Raw genomic sequence first — 19176 nt, forward strand, 5'->3', positions numbered from 1 at the left:
CGCGCATCTTTGTCCGAAAACCGTTTCACACTTTTCGGGATGCGCTCTAGTCGAACTGCAAGAGGCGCTGGAGATATTCCTTCTCCATCTGTGGCGTCAGTGCATTGCCAAGCTTGCGGCGGATTTCATCGAGAATTTCACGGGCGCGCTGGATATCGATTTCACCCGGAATCTTGACACCATCTTCGTCTGACATGCCATTGCCTTGCTGGCGGCCAAGCGGATCGCGACCGTTCTGGCCATTCTGCCCGCTTTGTCCCTGACCCTCCTGACCCATGGCTTGCTGCATTTTTTGCATCATGTCGCGGCCACCCCGGCGTAGAGCATCGAGCGCGCTGCCCTGCTGATCGCTCGCTTCCGAGCCTTCGCTACGGCCAAGCGCATCGGCGGCGTTGCCCATCGATTTCCCCGCGTCGGAGAAATCCTGATTAGGATCTATGCCCATGCCTTTGAGGTCTTCATTGAACTTCTGCAATTCCTGCTGGAGCTGTTGCTGCTGCTGTTGAAGCTTGCGCATGGCCTCCGCCATTTCGGACGGTGTTCCGCCCTGCTGGCCATTTTGCTGCGATTCGCCCTGCTGTGATTCACCTTGTTGTGATTCACCGCGCCCCATCGTGCCATCATCGCCCGGCATCTGGTCTTCGTCGCCAAACTCGCCTTCGCTGTTGTTATACTGCTGCTGCATCTTCTGATCGAGATTGAAAGTCTCGTTCATCATCTGCTGCTGGCGCCGCATCAGATCGCCGAGCTTGTTCATCTGCTGCTGCATCTGATTGGCCTGCCCCTGACCCTGGCCTTGCTGGCTCGGTTGCCCCGGCTGGCCCTGTTGCAGATTATTCATCATATCCTGCAACTGCGACAGAAGCTGTTCCGCCTGATCGCGCGATCCCTGACGTGCCAGATTTTCAATCTGATCCATCATGCGCTGCAAATCTTTTTCGGTCAGCACACGTGCATTTGGATCGAGAGGCGCATTGCGAGCATTGGGATTCTGCTGTTGACGCTGGGCAAATTCACGCAGGAAATCCTGCATTGCCTTGCGCAGTTCTGCGGAAAGTTTAGCAATTTCTTCCTGCGAAGCGCCATTCTGCAGCGCATTGCGCAGCGCTTCCTGTGCCTGGCGCAGACGCTTCTCAGCTGCCGACAAATTGCCGTCTTCAATGCCAAGTGCCACCTGCCACATATAATCCGCTGTATCGCGCAGCGCATCGTCGCCAGTCGCAAAACGAAGTCGCGTGCCGATCGTCACAAGACCCAGAAAATGGGCGCTGTTCTTGATCGTTTCTTCGGGGCGCAGCATGAGGGCCGAAAGCATGTCCCGGACATGGTCACGCTGGGTACCATCGAATGCGAGTATGCGCCGTTGCTCCACAACAGCTTTTGCAAGCGGATTGGAGAAGGGGCGCTCCGGCAGTTTCATGATCTTGGTTTCACTGCGACCAGACTTGCCGTTTGCATCTGTCACAACAAGCGTGAGTGCCACTTCCTGACCAGCCCACGGATGCTCGGTTAGATCTTTGGCAGTGGTTGCTTCTTTCGTTCCGCGACGCGGTAATGCGAGCGGCAGATCCGGCGCATCGTAGAGAGGGGCGACTTCCTCGTCTTCGTGATCCATATCGAGAGGAACGATTTCACCATAGGCTTTGGCCGGACCGTAATCGTCGGTGATTTCATAGGAAAGCTGCAACGTGCCATTTAGCGCATGGCCCGGTTCTTTGGTAAACCGAATGGTCGGCGCATTGTCTGGTGTGACTGCAAAGGTCCAGCGCGCATCGGTGCCGGATAAGCTCAGCGTCTGGTCCTGTTGCAAATCATAGCGGAAGTTGCGGCTGCCATCGACAAGTGCCTGCTGCTCTGTCGCAACCGTCTCGCCCTCTTTAGGCTCGTTCTGAGGTGCGACGGGTTGTATCTCGCTGCGATGGCCGGTGGAATCCGTTGTGGTCAATCGTTCCGAACTGCCGCCAATAACGCGGATATTGACGATGCTGCCTTGCGGAACGGTGATCGGTTTTCCGACATTCGCTTCATCAATGGTTGTGCTCAGAAACACCGGCGCACGGCCGGTATAGCGTGGCGGCGTTACCCAGGCGTCGACGCGTGCAACGGCTGTAGGGCTACCCGCGCGGATATGAAACGCATCGGCAATGCGCCCGCTGTTTGGGCTGAGGCTATAAGCGGAAGCGGTCACAAACAGCAGAGCAACAATAGCGCGGAGCGCAAATGGATCACGTTCTGGAATGTGCGGACGTGGTAAGCCTGATTGCAGGTTTTTCAGGCGCTCAGCCATGCGGCGCTTGTGTTCCTGCCAGAGAGCGACAGCAAAGGGATCGTTGGTGCCAGTTGCCATTTGTCCGGTTTGGACTGCCAGCGGCTCGTGGATCAGACCGTTCACGTCCTCAATACGAGTCGTGATGTCGTCTTCATTGGGTAAGCGAAAACGGAAAGGCAGATAAAGGGCAACAAGACCAGCTAGAGCAAAGAGCCCCAGTACGCCGATATGCAGCCAACGTGGCATCAGCGAAAAAAGTCCAAACCAGCTCAGGCTTGCAAAAAGGGCAATCAGCAGAATCAGGGGAAGCAAAAGAGGCCAGAGCCTCTCGAAGCTAATCGTCAGAAAGCTTTTCAGGTGAAGGCGGCGCAAAGCAGCACCTTCGCCGGAAAACAGGCGGAAAAACGCATCGCGCTTGCGGATCGGCAAGTCTTCGCTGTTTTTTTTCTGCTGTGTCATCTGGACTTTCTGATGCGTGTAACGCCTATGGATTGTTCATAGAATAACACGCATCATGGCAAAGACGAGGCTTAAGCCCTATTTTATAGCCACTCGGGCACGGAATCGAGCGCAAGAAGTTCTTCATAGGTCCGGCGTGGACGAATGACGTGATAGCGATCACCATCGACCAGCACTTCGGGGATCAGAAGGCGGCTGTTGTAGGTGCTCGACAGAACTGCGCCATAGGCGCCCGTCGTGCAAACAGCAATCAGATCTCCTGGAGCAGGCTTCGCCACTTCACGGTCAAGGCCGAGATAATCGCCCGTTTCGCAAACAGGGCCGACAAAGTCGGCGCGAATGCGTGGGGCGTTATCCTTGGTTTCTTTGACTGGCTTGATGTCGTGGAAAGCTTCGTAAAGGGTCGGGCGAATGAGATCGTTCATTGCCGCATCGACGATCACGAAGTTCTTGGCATCGCCTTCCTTCACGAAAATCACCTCCGTCACCAGAAGACCGGCATTGCCGACAATCAGTCGACCCGGCTCAAACACGGTTTTGAGGCCCAGCGGCTTGATATGTTTTGCGACGATTTCTGCATAGGCCACCGGCAGTGGCGGCGGGTTGTTATCGGTGCGATAAGGAATGCCCAAACCACCACCGACATCGACATGGCGAATATTATGACCGTCGGCCTGCAGTTCTTTCACTATCTGAGCCATCAGAGCAAAAGCATTGTCGAAAGGTTCGAGATCAATGATTTGGCTGCCGATATGCATATCGATGCCGACCACATCGATACCGGGCAGGCTTGCAGCACGTGCATAGGCCTGACGGGCTTTGACGCGTGGAATGCCGAACTTGTTTTCGGACTTTCCGGTCGAAATCTTTGCATGGGTCTTGGCATCGACATCCGGATTGATACGCAAGGATACAGATGCAATTTTGCCAGCCTTGACGGCGCGCGCTGAAAGAATTTCCAGCTCAGGTTCGGACTCGACATTGAAGCAATAGATGCCAGCTTCGAGCGCGAAATCCATTTCATGCGGCGTTTTGCCAACGCCGGAAAACACGATCTTGTTGGCCGGAATACCTGCAGCTAAGGCACGGCGGATTTCGCCTTCCGAAACCGTGTCAGCACCGGCGCCGAGCTTGGCGAGTGTCTTGAGAACAGCCAGATTCGAATTGGCCTTCAACGCGTAAGTTACCAGCGTTTCCATATCCGCAAAGGCTTCGCTGAAGACGCGGAAATGGCGCTCGATCGTGGCGCGCGAATAGACGTAAAAAGGCGTGCCGACCTCTTTAGCGATTTCAGGCAGGCTTACGTTTTCAGCGTGAAGAACGCCGTCGCGATATTCAAAATGATTCACGGGAAACAGTCCCAGCTTGATCAGAGGTTAGAGCATAATTGGACCCCTGTGAAACGAGGATCGATAAAATTATGCTTCGTGTAAAAGACTTTAGAGCGCCGATCTGTAAAAATCAGATCGAAATGTGAACTAAAGAATTTTGTCGAGGATGAAGGGCTTGTCTTCCTTCGGTTTCTCGACTGTGCGGCCCTGTTCATTGGTGATGAGCTGCGCAGGCGGTGGCTCAAGTGGGCCTTTGCGTCCGCAAGCAGCAAGTGTGACTGCAAGGGCTACGATCAGAAGCACGGAGGAAGTGGCGGAGCGGCCTGTCATCAGCTTTGGTTCCCGGAATTTGTACTATGGGTCAGGTCTAACCCAAAATATCTGAAAGTGAAATCACTCCTTCAAGAGTGATGTCACTAAGATCGTATCGCTTATGCCTTGGTGATGCGCTTTTTCCAGTAACGGATCTGACGGCGCACTTCCTGGGGCGCGGTTCCGCCGAAGGACTGGCGGCTCTTGACTGACTTTTCAACCGTCAGATAACCGAAGATCGCATCGGTAATGCCCGGATTGATCGATTGCAGGTCTTCAAGCGAAAGCTTCGAGAGATCGACCTTTTTGCTTTCGGCCAGAGCCACGGCGCGGCCCGTGACGTGGTGAGCATCGCGGAATGGAAGGCCAAGCTCTCGCACCAGCCAGTCTGCGAGATCGGTTGCAGTCGAATAACCCGAGCCTGCGGCCTTCTTCATGCTTGCAACATTGATGGTCAGGTCGCGCACCATGCCACTCATTGCAGCAATTGCGAGTTCCAGATTTTCAGCAGCGTCGAAAACCTGTTCCTTGTCTTCCTGCATATCTTTGGAATAGGCGAGCGGCAGACCCTTCATGATGGTGAGAAGTGCAACAAGCGAGCCGTTGATACGGCCGGTCTTGGCGCGGACCAGTTCGGCCGCGTCCGGGTTTTTCTTCTGCGGCATGATGGAAGAACCGGTCGAAAATGCGTCGGACAGGCGAACGAAATTGAACTGTGGCGTCGACCAGATGACGATTTCTTCGGCAAGGCGTGACAAGTGACCCGCGCAGATGGCTGCGAGTGACAGGAATTCCAGAGCGTAGTCACGGTCGGAAACACTATCGAGCGAGTTGCGGGTTGGCTCACGGAAACCGAGTTCTTTCGCCGTCATATGACGATCAATCGGGAAGCCGGTTCCAGCAAGCGCTGCCGCACCCAAAGGCGATTCGTCCATGCGTTCAATCGCATCGCGCACGCGGGATAAATCGCGACCAAACATTTCCACATAGGCCATGCAATGATGACCGAAAGTCACGGGCTGCGCTGTCTGAAGATGCGTGAAGCCCGGCATGACGGTTGCGGCATGTTCTTCTGCACGCTCAAGGAAAGCTTCGATCAGACCTTTAAGAGCCACAGCGGTCTTCTGCATTTCCTGCTTGACCCAGAGGCGGAAATCAACCGCCACCTGATCGTTGCGGGAGCGAGCCGTGTGCAGACGCCCTGCAGATGCGCCAATCAGATCGGCAAGGCGCGCTTCGATATTCATGTGAATGTCTTCAAGCTTGCGCGAGAAGGTGAATTTGCCGTCCTCGATTTCCTTGAGGATGGTTTTCAGGCCTTCTTCAATCTTTTTATGGTCGTCTGCCGCAATGATGCCAGTCTTTGCAAGCATGGCAGCATGGGCGAGCGAGCCCTGAATATCCTGCGCATAGAGCTTGCGGTCAAAGCCGATCGATGCATTGATCTCTTCCATGATCGCATCGGGTCCTGAGGCAAAACGGCCGCCCCACATCTGATTGCTTGATTTTTGTTCGCTCATGCTCGTATGCCTCGGATACATGACTTAAGGAAAAGTGACGCGAGATGGCAGAAAACAACGATAAGGCAAAGCCAGGAAATCGGAAGATCGTCCTTCTTGCAGCTCTTGCCGGTGTCATTGCCGGTATCGGGGCGGTATACGTGATGGAACGGCCTTCTGGCAATGCATCTGATAGCAATGTTTCAGCCGCAAGCTCTGTTTCTGCTCAAAGTGATGAGGCTTCCGCACAATGTGCGTTGAAAGCAGATTCGCTCAAGAGCCTTGATGCCGCCGCAACTGGAAGTGTCGCTGCCATGCGTGCGGCGGAAAAGCCGATTTCGGTTGCCCATATCGCTTTCACCGGACCTGACGGCAAACAAATGACGCTTGGTGATTATAAGGGCAAAACGCTTCTTGTTAATCTGTGGGCGACGTGGTGCGCGCCATGCCGTGAAGAAATGCCGGAACTCGACAATCTTCAGGCAGCAAAGGGCGGCAGCGATTTTGATGTCGTTGCCATCAATATCGATACAGGTTCCGATGAAAAGCCGAAAAAGTTTCTTGAAGAGATCGGCATCAAGAGCCTGAGCCTGAACCGTGACGCGACCATGTCGAGCTTCAATGAGTTGAAGCGCAAGAATCTGGCATTTGGTCTTCCGGTGACACTGCTGGTCGATAAGGAAGGTTGTCAGATTGCCTCCATGAACGGGCCTGCGCCTTGGGATAGTCCCGACGCAATCAAGCTGATCGAGGCTGCACAGAAACTTTAGATAGACAAGTATCGCATTCAGTGGCTTCCTCTTTTTAAGAGAGAGGAAGTTGCTCATGAGCGTTGAAGTCTGGCTGGCATTTTCTGCCGCATCTGTCGTGCTTCTTATTATTCCGGGACCCACGGTTTTGCTGGTGGTGTCCTATGCGCTTGGGCAAGGCTGGAAAGCAGCACTTCCTATGGCTATCGGTGTCGCTCTTGGTGATTTCACCGCTATGACGCTTTCAATGCTGGGGGTTGGTGCATTGCTTGCAGCATCAGCCACGATTTTTACCGCCGTCAAATGGGCTGGCGCTGCCTATCTCATCTGGCTCGGCATAAAGCTGTTTCGCGCTGGCGGAACCATGGACGCCAAAGCGCGACATGATGCGGTGAAGCCGGTAAAAATGTTACTTCATGCCTGGCTGGTGACAGCACTTAATCCCAAAAGCATCACGTTTTTCGTAGCGTTTCTGCCACAGTTTTTAAGCCCGCATCGTGATTTCATGACGCAGATGCTGGTTTTTGAAAGCACGTTTCTCGTGCTCGCTTTCCTCAATGCCTTCGCTTATGCGCTGGTCGCCACGCGTGCGCGACGCTTTTTCGCAAATGAGCGTGCCTTGCGCATCTTCAATCGTGCTGGTGGAACGATGTTAATCGGTGCCGGCATTGCGACCGCATCGATACGCTCAAACTGATTTGAACCCCGAACGCTTGAGCTGGACGATTGCCAATTCAAGTGCCGACAGGAATGCCGAGCGGTCTTTGGGAGAAAATGGTGCCGGGCCACGCGTGACTTCGCCTGCGGAACGCAGCGAATCCATCAAGTTACGTGTGGCGAGCGTATTGCCGATGGTGCTTGTCGTGTGCACTTTTCCATTAGGCGCAATAACCGCCGCACCCATTGCAATCGACCGGCTCGCGAGCGGGATATCCGCAGTGATCACAACCGTGCCCGGTCGGGAATTTTCTGCAATCCAGTCATCGGCTGCATCAAGCTTGTCGGAAACCACCACACGCTCAACGCGTTCTGCGTCGCGCGGGATGGCGATATAGCTGTTGGCGACGAGAACCACGGGCAAGCCATGGCGTTCGGCAACACGATAGATTTCAGCCTTCACCGGGCAGGCGTCGGCATCAACGAGAATGCGGATTGTGTCGTTTTGAGCGTCCATGCCGTTTCATAAGTCGATGAGACGCATTTGGCAAATTGATCGCAGCAATCAGATTTATGTGATGGCACAATGGCTCCAACCAGATTAGAGCAGGCCGCAAGCAAGAAAGACTCTGTCATGGCCACCCGCTTTTTTCCCATCATGTTTGTCCTGCTCTGGGCTACCGGTTTTATCGGTGCCGGGCTCTCAATGCCCTATGCGGAGCCGTTCAGTTTCATGGCGGTGCGGTTTTCCATTGCAGCCACCATCATGATCCTCTGGGCATCGGCAAGCCACAGCGTCTGGCCAAGAGGCAAGGTTTTGATGCACGCCGCCATTACCGGCTGCCTTATTCATGGCGTTTATCTTTCAGCGCTTTTTTGGGCTGTGCATCACGGATTGCCCGCAGGCATGTCCGGACTTGTTGCAGGTCTGCAGCCCATGCTGACCACGCTGATTGCAGCGCTTCTTCTGGGAGAGCGTGCGAGCGGGCGGCAATGGCTGGGCCTTCTCGTTGGCTTTCTGGGCGTTGCCATGGTGGTTTGGCCGAAGTTTTCTGCCGGTAATGGCGTTGATCCGCAAAGCCTGTTCGCGGCCTTTGTGGCTGTTCTGGCTATCAGCATAGGTACGGTTTGGCAAAAGCGCTTTGGAACCGCAGGAGATCTTAAGGCTGGCACTGCTGTGCAATATATCGCAGCAGCGGCTTTGACCGCGATCGGGGCTTTCGCATTTGAAACACGCGTTATGATCTGGTCGCCGGAGCTTATCTTTGCGTTGGTCTGGCTGACACTTGCCATTTCCATAGGTGCCATTCTGGCGCTTCTGGTGATGATCCGCGAAGGTGCCATGTCGAAGGTGGCATCGCTGTTTTATCTCGTACCAGGTACGGCTGCGATCATGGCCTATCTGATTTTCGGTGAAACGCTTGGCCCGATCCAGATTGCAGGCATGGTGGTAACCACGCTCGGCGTGGCTCTGACTACTTTGCGTCGATAAGATCGGGCTGCTGCTCGCGTTTGCGGAAATTCATGATCGCCGCATTGATTTCTGCGCCGATGATGAAGATGGCCGAGAGCATGTAGAGAAAGACGATCGCCACCATGATCGAGGCAAGGCCCGCATAGGTGGTGACGTAGCTTGCAAATGTTTCGAGATACTTTGCGAAGGCGGTTGCGGCAGCAAGCCATGCAACGAGTGTGATCCCAATGCCCGGCAGAATGTCGCTCAGACGCCGGCGCCCGGCAGGCAACCAGATGTGCACGATAAAGAGCGCAAGCACCAGAACAATCACGGCAATCGTATAGCGCCATATCGCAATCGTGCCTGTGAAGGGTGCGATATCTGGAAACCATTGCTCGGCAAGGCGCACGGCCAGCGGTGCCAGAACCAGCAGAAAGCTGATCGCCATGAGACTGATTGTGCCAAGGAGTACAAAGCCCAGGCTTTGCAGGCGGCAGAAAATGATCGAGCGCTGGTCAGTTACGCGATAGGCGCGATTGAGTGACATGCGCAGTGCTTCCACGCCATTAGAGGCAAAATAGGCAGCAGCGATCACACTGACCGTCAACAATCCACCGCGCTGCACTGTCAGAACGTTCGTCACCTCATTGGCGATAGGGCCGGCAATGTTGGATGGCCACATGTCAAAAACGACGTGTACCGCCGTATTGGCGAATTCTTTAGTGCCGAGAAAGCTGGCGAGTGAGGTTGCAAAGATCAGAAACGGGAACAGAGCCATAAGGCCTGAAAGGGCGATATGCGAGGCGAATGCCCAGCCATCGTCTGTGCTGAAATGCCCATAAACATCGAAAGTGATCTGACGGATAAAACGTCTGATTTTTCGCATCCGCAGATTTTTCCCTTCGGTAAACCGACAAACGACCCAAGCGCCCTTAAATCTAGTATTAGATTCGACATTGCAAGGGCATAGAGCGCCTCGCGCCCTCTTTGGGCTCACAAAGGTCGCTCTATGCTATTGAATCTACGCATCGTGCTTCCATAAAATTGATTCCGATTTTATGGCCGATGCTGTAGCGATTTTAAACCGGGCACGAATCAAGCACTGTTGCGAAAACGCGACCGCGAGGAACAGGTTGATGGCTCCAGAGAGCGAAAAGCGCAGCATTATCGTCACCGGCTGCTCTTCCGGTATCGGTGCCTATTGTGCCGAGGCTTTGCATAAGGCCGGATGGCGCGTGTTTGCGACTGCACGCAAGGATGAAGATATTGCGGCACTCACAGCCAAGGGGCTTGAGGCTTTCTATCTTGATTACACCGAGCCGCAGTCGATTGAAGTGCTGGTCGATGAAGTTTTGCGTGCGACGGATGGCAAGCTGGACGCTCTTTTCAACAATGGTGCCTATGCGCAGCCGGGGGCAATTGAGGATCTGCCGGTTGAAGCATTACGTGCGCAGTTTGAAGCAAATTTCTTCGGCTGGCATGATCTGACACGTCGTATCGTTCCAGTGATGCGGGCACAGGGGTATGGCCGCATTGTGCATTGTTCTTCCATTCTTGGGCTTGTGCCGATGAAATGGCGCGGTGCTTATGTGGCATCGAAATTTGCGCTTGAGGGTTTGATGCTCGCGCAGCGGATGGAACTGGAAGGCTCCGGTATTGAGGTTTCGATGATTGAACCGGGGCCGATTGCCTCGCAGTTCACCTATAATGCAGCCATGCATGCGCGCGCCAATATCGATCTTGAGCATTCTGTGCATCGCGAGCTTTATCAGCGTCAGATGGCGAAACTCGATGAAGGCGGTACGAAGTCTAAAAACAAGCTTGGCCCAGAGGCGGTTTACGCGGTACTTGTGCATGCTTTGGAGGCGCCTAAGCCGCGTCCGCATTACGCGGTTACACGACCTGCGAAACTGGGTATTCTGGCACGACGCCTGCTGCCGTCGCGCTGGCTCTATCGAATGCTGTCCGACCAGTCTTGAAACAAACAAGCCCAATCTTAAAAACAGAGATGGCGGATTATGGGAGAGAAATAAATGGACTTTCTGTTCAAGGCTGCGGCCATGGTGGCCATGTTCGCGGTGGCAATTGTGCTGATTATCGGCCTGCGTAATATGATGCGCGGCGGTGACGGCAACTTCTCCAACAAAATGATGCAGCTGCGAGTCTTTTTGCAGTTCGTCGCGATCGTGCTGATCGTCGCAGCCGTTTATTTCGCGCGCCAGACGAGTGGGCAGTAAAATGGTCAAACTCAACAAAATTTATACACGCACAGGCGATGATGGAACAACAGGCCTGACCTCGGGTCCGCGCAGGCTGAAATCCGATCTGCGCGTTGAATCCTACGGCACGGTTGACGAAACCAATGCCTGTATTGGCCTGGTTCGGCTTCATACGACTGGTGCAGAGCATGGGCATATCGATGTGATGCTTATGCGCATCCAGAATGACCTGTTCGATCTTGGTGCCGATCTTTCAACGCCCGATGACGGTCAGCCACCTGCTTATGAGCCGCTGCGTATCGCTGCATCGCAGGTTACACGGCTTGAATCAGATATTGATTATCTGAATGCGGATATTCCTCCGCTGCGTTCGTTCATTCTGCCGGGTGGTTCGCCTGCTTCTGCGGCACTGCATCTGGCACGCACCGTTTCGCGTCGTGCTGAGAGGCTGATGGTACAGCTTGCAAAGACTGAGGGCGAGGTGGTCTCGAAAGAAGCGCTGCAGTATATCAACCGCCTCTCCGATTTCCTCTTTGTCGCCGCCCGCGCCGTCAATGATAACGGCGCGAGTGATGTGCTGTGGGTGCCCGGCGCTAACCGCTGATTTTTAAACGCCGCGTTTGTTGCCCCAGATCAATACATGAAGCTGGGGCAGGACGTGCGCCTCGAACCAGCGATCCTGCATCACCTTGTCGATCAGCCATTCCATGCGGCGCATGATGCCGTCCATATCGATCCGTGCATCGTCATCCTCGGGCGGCGGCGGCGTGTGATTGCCTGGTTGAAGATAAACTGCCAAATGCGGATGACGAGCCGATGCAGCTTTTGCAAAAGCATAATCCGCATCATCGAAGATAACGAATTTAAGCACAGTCTTCGGCTTTGAGCCTGCCGCATCGATGGAAGCGGCAAGCGCATCCCAATCCGTCTCCATGCCGCTTGAAGGCGGTTTCGGGCTCAGAACGAGCGTATCGAGCCTGGAAAACCAGTCCTTTGCTACCGATCCCTGTGTTTCGAGTGCAAAGCGATAACCCTGTGCGTGACCAAGATCGATCAGCTGTCCCAAAGGCTGGATGGCTGGGTTGCCGCCGGAAAGTGACACTGTTATTGGCTTTTTTCCAGAAAGTATCGTCACTTCATGCCAGATGGCGTCAACGCTCATCGGTTTCCAGTCATGGCGAAAGCGGCTTTCAACAGCGTGCAAACTGTCACACCATGCGCAGCGGTAGTCGCAGCCGCCCGTGCGCACGAAAACAGTCGGTTCACCGCTCAACAAGCCTTCGCCCTGAATGGTTGGACCGAATATCTCGCTGATGCGGATTTCGGTATCGGTCTTCATGGCCGATACCCGGGCCGATATTCTGCCCATGTCTTTGGCGTTTCGCTGACCCTTACAGCTGTGACTTCCTGCCAGCGGACCTTGCACCAGTCGTAAAGATGGCGCGCCAGAAACTCCGCCGTCACACGATGATGCCCGAGCACATCATTGAGATGGCGGTGATCGAGTTCATCATCAATATAGCGCTTGAGTGGTGCCAACTCGTGATAATCGCGCACAAAACCATATGCGTTGAGATCGGCGGCGGAGAGTTCGACTTCAACGATGTAGTTGTGCCCATGCAGCCGCGCACATTGATGATCGGCAGGAAGTTCGGTCAATTGATGCGAAGCGGAGAAATGGAATTCCTTGGTGATGCGAAACATCAGCCGTTCCTCTTCTCAATTGCTGCGCGCCAGAAGTTGGCATCCTCATAGTGTGTGGGGTCGTTGATGCAAGCCAGATGGAATGCCTCGCGACGTTCGACACAGGTGCCGCAACGCCCGCAATGATGCTCGCCGCCCTTATAGCAGGACCATGTCGCTTCAAATGGCGCCCTGTATTTTGCACCATCAAGAACGATGTCGCTTTTTGACTTGTGCACATAGGGCGCAAGCACCCGAATATCGGCATAACCTTCCAGCGCATGGTTTTGCATGCTCTGAAAAGCGTCGATAAATCCCGGACGACAATCGGGATAGATAAAATGATCGCCACCGTGAACGGCAAGCGCCACGGCATCGGCTTTCTGTGCTGCTGCCACACCGAAGGCGATGGCCAGCATGATGGCATTGCGGTTGGGAACGACGGTTACTTTCATCGTTTCCTCGGCATAATGACCGTCGGGCACATCGATATCGTCTGTCAGGGCCGAACCGGTGAGGCTCGCGCCAATGGGGCGAATATCGATGATCTGATGGGGCACGTTGAGCCGCTTTGCGCAGGCTTCCGCAAAGTTCAGTTCTTTTTTGTGCCGCTGGCCATAATCGAAGGAGATGAGGCCAGTGAGTTGATGTTCCGCCGCGATTTTATGCGCAAGCGAAACGGAGTCCAATCCGCCGGAGCAGATGACAAGCGTCTTCATAGTTTGAGTCCTTGTTTTGACCGGGTAGGCTGCGACCGGATGTTTACACGGCTCTCCTAGCGCATGAGTCCGGGCTTGTAAACGCCACGAAAATGCGAGGAGACGCGCGCAAAAGAAAAGTATCAAAGGGCATCAGACGAACAAGACAAGACCTGACAAACGTTAGTGCAAAAACGGAATGACTATCTGTCAGAATAAATTCATTTAAATCGATATTGCCGCCCATCCGCGATTGACGTGCACGTCAACCGTCTTTAGGTTTCGTGCCGGTTCCTGATGTTGCGGGGGAGTGCTGGTTTCGCGGCGTTTCTGTCAGCAACGTTTTCATGTCGGATTCTGACATGCGGGCAAAGATTCACGGCGGCATAGTCGTGCCGCAAAAGTCATTGAAGAGGTAATCGCGGATGAAAGTCCTTGTCGCAGTAAAGCGGGTTGTAGATTACAACGTAAAGATCCGTGTTAAGGGTGATGGTTCGGGCGTTGAGCTATCGAACGTGAAGATGTCGATGAACCCTTTTGACGAGATTGCAGTTGAAGAAGCGATCCGTCTTAAGGAAGCAGGCAAGGTGACGGAAATCATCGCGGTTTCGGTTGGCCCGGCACAGGCACAGGAAACGCTGCGCACGGCGCTTGCCATGGGTGCGGATCGTGCCATTCTGGTCAAGGTTGATGAAGCTGTCGAGCCGCTTGGTGTTGCCAAGGTGCTGAAGGGCGTTGTCGAGGCTGAACAGCCAGACCTCGTGTTCCTGGGCAAGCAGGCGATTGATGACGACGCCAACCAGACTGGTCAGATGCTTTCGGCGCTTCTCAACTGGAGCCAGGCAACTTTTGCATCGAAAGTTGAACTGGGTGACGGTTCGGCCAAGGTGACCCGCGAAGTTGACGGCGGTCTTCAGACCATTGATGTGAAGCTTCCAGCCATTGTGACAGTTGATCTTCGTTTGAACCAGCCGCGTTATGCATCGCTGCCAAACATCATGAAGGCCAAGAAGAAGCCACTTGATGAAAAGTCGCCTACCGATTTCGGTGCTGATATTGCGCCGCGTCTTAAGGTCTTGAAGACTGAAGAACCGGGTGGCCGCAAGGCGGGCGTCAAGGTCGGTTCGGTTTCCGAACTGGTCGAGAAGCTCAAGGCCGATGGCGTATTGTAAGAAATCGGAAGGGACAAGATAAATGGCTATTCTTCTTATTGCCGAACATGACAATGCAAGCCTTTCCGATCAGACCGCAAAGGCACTGACGGCTGCCGGTAAAATCGGTGGCGATGTGGACGTGCTGGTTGCAGGCAAGGGTGCGAAAGCTGCAGCTGACGCAGCTGCAAAGCTTTCCGGTGTGCGCAAGGTTCTGCTGGCTGAAAGCGATGCGCTGGAAAACCGTCTGGCTGAGCCATTGGCAGCACTCATTGTTGAACTTGCAGGCCAGTACGACACGATCATCGCACCAGCAACCACTTCGGCCAAGAACGTGCTTCCACGCGTTGCAGCACTTCTCGATGTGATGCAGCTTTCTGAAATCATGGAAGTGGTGTCCGCTGATACGTTCAAGCGTCCGATCTATGCAGGCAATGCAATCCAGACTGTGCAGTCAACTGATGCCAAGAAGGTCATCACCGTTCGTACGGCTTCGTTCCAGGCTACCGGCGAAGGTGGTTCGGCTGCGGTTGAAAGCGTGAATGCTGCGAGCGATCCGGCACTGTCGAGCTTTGTTGAGAACGCGCTTTCGGGTGGTGATCGTCCGGAGCTGACCTCTGCCAAGATCATTATCTCGGGCGGTCGTGCACTTGGTTCATCGGAAAAATTCCAGGAAGTGATCCTGCCTGTTGCTGACAAGCTTGGTGCTGCGGTTGGTGCCAGCCGTGCGGCAGTTGATGCGGGCTATGCACCAAACGACTGGCAGGTTGGCCAGACCGGCAAGGTGGTTGCACCTGATCTTTACATCGCAGTTGGTATTTCCGGCGCGATCCAGCATCTTGCAGGCATGAAAGACAGCCGCGTGATTGTTGCGATCAACAAGGACGAGGAAGCTCCGATCTTCCAGGTTGCCGATTACGGCCTCGTAGGGGATCTCTTCACCGTGTTGCCGGAGCTCGAAAAAGCGCTCTGATCATAAGAAAGGCGGCAGGGAAATCTGCCGCCTAGTGGATTGAATTTGACGTTTGAAACCCGACTGACACACATGCTGTTTCAAACGTCAAATTCAATCCACTAGCTCATTTGTTGCCCGTCCTTTGCGTCGACTTTTTGCCGGCGTTCGGGCGGGTTCTTTATAAGTGCTGCGTAATACTCGGCTTGAAGTTTAGGATTGCATTTTGACAGGCAAGCTGTCTTGTTAACCGGGCTTTCAAGCGATGTCAGATACAAAGCTTGGCATGGGCCGCATGCCGGCCGGGTAAGACCCAGATACAGGTACTCTGTATTTGAAGAATGGATATACTCAAGCAGATCTCCGCTATTGGGCGAGAGCATGAAGGAGTTGAGACTGTGGCGATCAAGACGGTAGGCATTGTTGGCGCAGGACAGATGGGAAGCGGAATTGCCCATGTGTGTGCGTTGGCAGGATACGACGTGCTTTTGCATGATGCGGCGGCGGACCGGCTGGAAAAGGGTATTGCCACAGTTAATGGCAACATGGCGCGACAGGTGTCATCCGGTAAGCTGGAAGAAAAACAGCGCGCCGATGCCATGAAGCTGATCCGCGCAGCGAATTCCATGGAAGATCTGGCGGGTGTCGATCTGGCCATCGAGGCGGCGACAGAGGACGAAACCGTCAAGCGCAAGATTTTCGCGCAGCTTTGTCCGATCCTGAACCCGGAAGCGATTGTCGCAACCAACACGTCGTCGATTTCCATCACGCGACTTGCTTCGACCACAGATCGTCCGGAGCGTTTCATCGGTATTCACTTCATGAATCCGGTACCGCTCATGAAGCTGGTTGAGCTGGTGCGCGGTATTGCGACTGAAGAAGATACGTTCCGCAAATCAAAGGATTTTGTAACGGCGCTCGGCAAGACCGTAACGGTTGCCGAAGATTTCCCGGCTTTCATCGTTAATCGTATTTTGCTGCCGATGATCAATGAGGCGATCTACACGCTTTATGAAGGTGTGGGCAGTGTCGAGGCCATCGATACGGCGATGAAGCTTGGCGCCAACCATCCTATGGGGCCGTTGCAGCTTGCTGATTTCATCGGTCTCGATACGTGTCTTTCGATCATGCAGGTTCTGCATGACGGGCTGGCCGACTCCAAGTATCGCCCATGCCCGCTTTTGGTCAAATATGTTGAGGCGGGATGGCTTGGTCGCAAGACGGGCCGCGGTTTCTATGACTATCGTGGCGAACATCCGGTTCCGACGCGCTAACCCCTCTATATTTTCCCGACAAAGCCGGTGTATTCACGCCGGCTTTTTTAATTGTGTCTAATTTCTCACGCCTGTGGAAAACCTGAATATCGTTACCATTAACTTACTGTTAACTCTGACGATTCAGGAGTTATTCATCTTTAATCGTTAAAGTTTTCATTAAGATGTTCGGAAGCTAAAAAGCATTCAACTCGACCCCCGTGGTTGCGTGGCGAGCATCACTTTCGAGCAGAAAATTCTTGATGAGGTGAAGGCGATGAACATTATCGTTCAGCTACGTGACAGTGTTAATGTCATCCGTGAGTTCGTCGCACCGAGCTACAGGCCCGAGCGCCATTACATGCGCGGCCCGGGTCCGGCTTGCGCGGCACGCACGGCAAACTAAATACTGAGCTTCGGTTCTCATTTTCAGAGACGAAGCCTGTCAGGCTCTTGTTGAAAATGGCTAAGTTCAGGCAACAGAAAAGCCAGAGCGGATGACCGCTCTGGCTTTTTGTTTTGTCGAACCGACGCTCGCTTATTCCAACCCTTCAAACAGCGCTGTCGAAAGATAGCGTTCTGCAAAGGATGGAATGATGATGACGATATTCTTGCCCTTGTTTTCTGGGCGCTTGCCGACTTCGATGGCGGCTGTAAGCGCCGCACCCGATGAGATGCCGACAGGAATGCCTTCAAGACGCGCAATCAGGCGTGCATTGGCAAAGGAATCCTCGTTGGAGACAGTCACCACTTCATCATAGATTTCGGTGTCGAGCGTCTTTGGTGCAAAGCCTGCGCCGATGCCCTGGATCTTGTGCGGGCCGGGTGTGCCACCTGAAAGAACCGGGGAATCCTTAGGCTCAACAGCGATCACTTTGAACGATGGCTTGCGTGACTTGATGACCTGACCGACGCCGGTAATAGTGCCGCCGGTGCCGATGCCGGAAATCAGAATGTCAGCTTCGCCATTAGTGTCATTCCAGATTTCCTCAGCCGTTGTGCGGCGATGAATTGCGGGATTGGCCGGGTTTTCGAACTGCTGAGGAATGATCGCATTCGGATTGCCTTCTGCGATTTCCTCAGCCTTGGCGATAGCGCCCTTCATGCCTTTCGGGCCTTCTGTCAGCACGAGTTCAGCACCGAGCAACTTGAGAAGCTTGCGACGCTCGATCGACATGGTTTCAGGCATGGTCAGCACAAGGCGATAGCCCTTGGCAGCCGCAGCAAATGCAAGTGCAATACCGGTGTTGCCGGAGGTTGGCTCTACAAATACGGTCTTGCCAGGAACAGCTTTGCCCTGCGCTTCAAGCGCTTCGATAAGCGCAAGACCGATACGATCCTTGACGCTTGCCAACGGGTTGAAGAATTCCAGCTTCACCAGAAGATTGGCTTCGACGCCGTTTTCCTTGGCGAACTTGTCGATACGGACCAGAGGCGTATTGCCGATGGTATCGAGAATGGAATCATAGATTCGACCGCGTCCTACGGTTTCACCGTCTTTTGCGCCAAGGGGCTTGCTCATGGAATAATCTCCTTCTGTTTGAAGCGAAGTTTATGAGGAAATGGCGCAAAAGCATAGCTGGGACCATGCTTCGGATTGCATAAAATTAGAATTATATTCTTTAAAGATTTGGTTCTTAGTAGATAATTCCAAGTAATTGGGTATCAACAGAGTACACGATCATTTGTGCAAAAATTGGTCGTTCCCGACACAGAAACCTTGTCCCCGATCTTTCGATAAGCTTCTCGTGTCTATAAGCTTTTGCTGTCTTAGAGCGGTCCCAGTTAAGGTTGAGTCGTCGGAACCGCTTCGCACTTTTGGCTCAAATGCTTCATTGATCCGCATCAATGCTCTTTCCGTCAGGACAGGCATGATCGGATGACCATCACAATCTGGAGGTCCGAACTGTGTATAAGTCTATTTTGATCGCAACCGATGGATCTGAACTCGCCGATAAGGGCGTGGACCAGGGGCTTACTCTTGCAAAGCAACTTGGGTCAAAGGTGTTGTTTGTTTCGGTGACCGAACTTCTGCCGTCCTATGGCATTGTTGTTGCTGCGGAATGGGCATCGAGCCCGGCAGCTTTTCAGGAGTATCGTGAGGCAATCACCCAAGCTGCCGCCGAGCTTCTCGCAAAGGCTAAGGCAAAAGCCGAGAGCGTGGATGTTCCTGCCGAGGTTCTGCACATTGAGAACCAGTCACCAGCACAAGGGATTATCGAGGCGGCCAAGCACAAGCAGTGTGATCTGATAGTTATTGCATCGCATGGTCGTCGTGGCGTCAACAAATTGCTTCTGGGCAGTCAGGCAGCAGAAGTGTTGTCGCTCAGTGCTGTTCCTGTTCTGGTGATTAAATAAGCCGCGCAATCTGCGTGATGATATCGATGGAATATTTTTCGTTGCCGCTCGCTTGAGCGGTCAACAACGCAAGAAGATTCCCGAACGTCTCTGGTAAGCTGTTCCCGCTCACTTTGTTGAGCGGGAGGAT

At 53.8% G+C, this 19176-nt stretch carries 21 protein-coding genes; 11 read left to right on the forward strand and 10 right to left on the reverse strand.

Going from position 1 to position 19176, the window contains the following annotated elements:
* Positions 1 to 46: 46 nt before the first annotated feature.
* From QBD00_RS06545 to argH, 4 genes are all read right to left on the reverse strand, one after another.
* Complete coding sequence (locus tag QBD00_RS06545; RefSeq protein ID WP_318578956.1) at positions 47 to 2728, reverse strand: TIGR02302 family protein; 2682 nt, start codon at positions 2726 to 2728, stop codon at positions 47 to 49.
* 83 nt (positions 2729 to 2811) lie between these two features.
* Positions 2812 to 4077: a diaminopimelate decarboxylase gene (gene lysA / locus QBD00_RS06550; protein WP_095447570.1), complete on the reverse strand. Its 1266-nt coding sequence runs from the start codon at positions 4075 to 4077 to the stop codon at positions 2812 to 2814.
* Positions 4078 to 4206: 129 nt separating this feature from the next.
* Positions 4207 to 4389 (reverse strand): LPS translocon maturation chaperone LptM, encoded by a 183-nt coding sequence (gene lptM / locus QBD00_RS06555; protein ID WP_095447569.1) that lies wholly within the window; start codon positions 4387 to 4389, stop codon positions 4207 to 4209.
* 101 nt (positions 4390 to 4490) lie between these two features.
* Complete coding sequence (gene argH / locus QBD00_RS06560; RefSeq protein WP_095447568.1) at positions 4491 to 5891, reverse strand: argininosuccinate lyase; 1401 nt, start codon at positions 5889 to 5891, stop codon at positions 4491 to 4493.
* Positions 5892 to 5935: 44 nt separating this feature from the next.
* Between argH and tlpA the strand changes: the two genes are divergently transcribed.
* On the forward strand, positions 5936 to 6640 hold the full coding sequence (gene tlpA, locus QBD00_RS06565; RefSeq protein WP_095447567.1) for a thiol:disulfide interchange protein TlpA: 705 nt from the start codon (positions 5936 to 5938) through the stop codon (positions 6638 to 6640).
* A gap of 55 nt (positions 6641 to 6695) precedes the next feature.
* Positions 6696 to 7316, forward strand: coding sequence for a LysE family translocator (locus QBD00_RS06570; protein WP_318578957.1), 621 nt, complete (start codon positions 6696 to 6698; stop codon positions 7314 to 7316).
* Here the strand turns inward: QBD00_RS06570 and QBD00_RS06575 are convergent.
* Complete coding sequence (locus QBD00_RS06575; protein ID WP_318578958.1) at positions 7308 to 7793, reverse strand: YaiI/YqxD family protein; 486 nt, start codon at positions 7791 to 7793, stop codon at positions 7308 to 7310. The genes QBD00_RS06570 and QBD00_RS06575 overlap by 9 nt on opposite strands.
* Positions 7794 to 7910: 117 nt before the next feature.
* On the opposite strand from QBD00_RS06575, the gene QBD00_RS06580 reads away from it, so the two are divergent.
* Positions 7911 to 8768 carry a DMT family transporter gene (locus QBD00_RS06580; protein WP_318578959.1) on the forward strand — a complete coding sequence of 286 codons (858 nt, stop codon included), beginning with the start codon at positions 7911 to 7913 and terminating at the stop codon, positions 8766 to 8768.
* Here the strand turns inward: QBD00_RS06580 and QBD00_RS06585 are convergent.
* Positions 8752 to 9618, reverse strand: coding sequence for a YihY/virulence factor BrkB family protein (locus tag QBD00_RS06585; RefSeq protein WP_095447563.1), 867 nt, complete (start codon positions 9616 to 9618; stop codon positions 8752 to 8754). The two genes, QBD00_RS06580 and QBD00_RS06585, sit on opposite strands and share 17 nt — an antisense overlap.
* Positions 9619 to 9868: 250 nt before the next feature.
* On the opposite strand from QBD00_RS06585, the gene QBD00_RS06590 reads away from it, so the two are divergent.
* The 3 genes from QBD00_RS06590 to QBD00_RS06600 are packed head-to-tail and all read left to right on the forward strand — an operon-like array spanning position 9869 to position 11555.
* Complete coding sequence (locus QBD00_RS06590; RefSeq protein WP_318578960.1) at positions 9869 to 10711, forward strand: SDR family oxidoreductase; 843 nt, start codon at positions 9869 to 9871, stop codon at positions 10709 to 10711.
* A 54-nt stretch (positions 10712 to 10765) separates the two neighbouring features.
* Positions 10766 to 10969 carry a twin transmembrane helix small protein gene (locus tag QBD00_RS06595; protein ID WP_024898593.1) on the forward strand — a complete coding sequence of 68 codons (204 nt, stop codon included), beginning with the start codon at positions 10766 to 10768 and terminating at the stop codon, positions 10967 to 10969.
* Between the two features lies 1 nt (position 10970).
* On the forward strand, positions 10971 to 11555 hold the full coding sequence (locus tag QBD00_RS06600; protein ID WP_095447561.1) for a cob(I)yrinic acid a,c-diamide adenosyltransferase: 585 nt from the start codon (positions 10971 to 10973) through the stop codon (positions 11553 to 11555).
* Between the two features lie 3 nt (positions 11556 to 11558).
* Here QBD00_RS06600 and queE read toward each other — a convergent pair whose 3' ends face one another.
* The 3 genes from queE to queC are packed head-to-tail and all read right to left on the reverse strand — an operon-like array spanning position 11559 to position 13353.
* A complete protein-coding gene (gene queE / locus QBD00_RS06605; protein WP_318578961.1) occupies positions 11559 to 12290 on the reverse strand; it encodes a 7-carboxy-7-deazaguanine synthase QueE in 732 nt (243 codons plus the stop codon).
* Positions 12287 to 12655 (reverse strand): 6-carboxytetrahydropterin synthase QueD, encoded by a 369-nt coding sequence (queD, locus tag QBD00_RS06610; RefSeq protein ID WP_318578962.1) that lies wholly within the window; start codon positions 12653 to 12655, stop codon positions 12287 to 12289. The genes queE and queD overlap by 4 nt, the downstream gene beginning before the upstream one ends.
* Complete coding sequence (gene queC / locus QBD00_RS06615) at positions 12655 to 13353, reverse strand: 7-cyano-7-deazaguanine synthase QueC (RefSeq protein WP_095447558.1); 699 nt, start codon at positions 13351 to 13353, stop codon at positions 12655 to 12657. The genes queD and queC overlap by 1 nt, the downstream gene beginning before the upstream one ends.
* 404 nt (positions 13354 to 13757) lie before the next feature.
* Between queC and QBD00_RS06620 the strand changes: the two genes are divergently transcribed.
* From QBD00_RS06620 to QBD00_RS06635, 4 genes are all read left to right on the forward strand, one after another.
* Entirely contained in the window at positions 13758 to 14504 is a 747-nt protein-coding gene (locus tag QBD00_RS06620; protein WP_318578963.1) for an electron transfer flavoprotein subunit beta/FixA family protein, read from the forward strand.
* A 22-nt stretch (positions 14505 to 14526) separates the two neighbouring features.
* Complete coding sequence (locus QBD00_RS06625; protein WP_095447556.1) at positions 14527 to 15456, forward strand: electron transfer flavoprotein subunit alpha/FixB family protein; 930 nt, start codon at positions 14527 to 14529, stop codon at positions 15454 to 15456.
* A 377-nt stretch (positions 15457 to 15833) separates the two neighbouring features.
* Positions 15834 to 16709 (forward strand): 3-hydroxybutyryl-CoA dehydrogenase, encoded by an 876-nt coding sequence (locus tag QBD00_RS06630; protein ID WP_024896859.1) that lies wholly within the window; start codon positions 15834 to 15836, stop codon positions 16707 to 16709.
* Between the two features lie 256 nt (positions 16710 to 16965).
* A complete protein-coding gene (locus QBD00_RS06635) occupies positions 16966 to 17094 on the forward strand; it encodes a hypothetical protein (protein WP_268875812.1) in 129 nt (42 codons plus the stop codon).
* A gap of 132 nt (positions 17095 to 17226) precedes the next feature.
* Here the strand turns inward: QBD00_RS06635 and cysK are convergent, their stop codons facing one another.
* Positions 17227 to 18210, reverse strand: a complete 984-nt coding sequence (gene cysK, locus QBD00_RS06640; RefSeq protein ID WP_318578964.1) for a cysteine synthase A — start codon at positions 18208 to 18210, stop codon at positions 17227 to 17229.
* 386 nt (positions 18211 to 18596) lie between these two features.
* Here cysK and QBD00_RS06645 point away from each other — a divergent pair, with 386 nt between their 5' ends.
* A complete protein-coding gene (locus tag QBD00_RS06645) occupies positions 18597 to 19046 on the forward strand; it encodes a universal stress protein (protein ID WP_151095793.1) in 450 nt (149 codons plus the stop codon).
* Positions 19047 to 19176: the final 130 nt, after the last annotated feature.

Origin of the sequence: Ochrobactrum sp. AN78, from assembly GCF_029909885.1 — a bacterium.
GTDB lineage: Bacteria > Pseudomonadota > Alphaproteobacteria > Rhizobiales > Rhizobiaceae > Brucella > Brucella quorumnocens.